Source organism: Micromonospora sp. NPDC005197, from assembly GCF_040608295.1.
Classification (GTDB): Bacteria; Actinomycetota; Actinomycetes; order Mycobacteriales; family Micromonosporaceae; genus Micromonospora.
The window spans coordinates 1-1,011 of record NZ_JBEXHY010000279.1 but is presented as its reverse complement, the minus strand read 5'-3'; the positions used below and the strand labels follow the sequence as shown (position 1 = coordinate 1,011).

The following is a 1,011-nucleotide window of genomic DNA, read 5'->3' as shown; positions in this document are numbered from 1 at the left end:
GGCGAGATGACCAGGGCGCTCGCCGACCGCGTTTCGACGGGGGCGCTGCCACCGACCGGGGCCGCTTCGTCCGCCGCCGGGCCGGCGCCGGCTGCCGGGACCGCGTCGGGCCGGACAGCGCCGGCCGGGGCGGCGTCGGCCGGTTCGGGCGCCAGCGCAAGCCGGGGCCGCCGCCGACGGCGGGTCGCGCCGCCATGCCCGGTGCCGTACCCGATCAGCACGTTGCCGGAGCCGGCACGCTCCTCCTCGCGGTAGGTGGCGTGCCCGGCGGGCTCGTCGCCGCCGTCCAGCGGCGCGATGGTGATCAGGGGCTGGCCGACCGGGCGGACCTCACCCGCCGCGCCGTGCAGGGTCACGACCCGTCCGGCGTACGGGCAGGGCACGTCCACGATCGCCTTGGCGGTCTCCACCTCGACCACGCTCTGGTCCACCGTGACGATGTCGCCCACGGCGACCCGCCACTCGACGATCTCGGCCTCGCTCAGCCCCTCGCCCAGGTCGGGCAGGAGGAAGACCTGCGTCCGCTCGACGGTGGTCATGCCGCGCTGCCCTGCGCCGCCCAGCGCGGGTCCGGCTGGTCGTCCCACTGCAACCGGGCCACCGCGTCGAGCACCCGGTCCACGCCGGGCAGGTGGGTGTGCTCCAGCATCGGCGCCGGGTACGGGATGTCCAGCCCGGCCACCCGCAGCACCGGAGCGTGCAGCGCGTGGAAGCAGCGCTCCTGCACCCGGGCGGCGATCTCCGCGCCGACACCCGCGAACCCGGGCGCCTCCTGGATCACCACGCACCGGCCGGTCCGCCGGACCGACGCGGTGATGGTGGCGTCGTCGAACGGCACGATGGTCCGCACGTCGACCACCTCCAGGTCCCAGCCCTCCTCGCGGGCGGCCTCGGCGGCCTCCAGCGCGACCGGCACCGCCGGCCCGTACGCCACCAGGGTGGCGTCGCGGCCGGGCCGGCGCCCGACGGCCCGGCCGAACGGCGCGGGACGCGCCGGCAGCTCGGCGTCGG

The 1,011-nt window shown here is 77.8% G+C and carries 2 protein-coding genes; both read right to left on the bottom strand.

Annotated features, from left to right (window positions below):
* On the bottom strand, nucleotides 1-539 hold a 539-nt coding region (locus ABZU46_RS31820; RefSeq protein ID WP_354863388.1), incomplete at its 3' end, for a biotin/lipoyl-containing protein.
* Nucleotides 536-1,011, bottom strand: a 476-nt coding sequence (locus ABZU46_RS31815) for a transketolase C-terminal domain-containing protein (RefSeq protein WP_354863387.1), incomplete at its 5' end; no start/stop codon positions are given. The genes ABZU46_RS31820 and ABZU46_RS31815, both read right to left, overlap by 4 nt.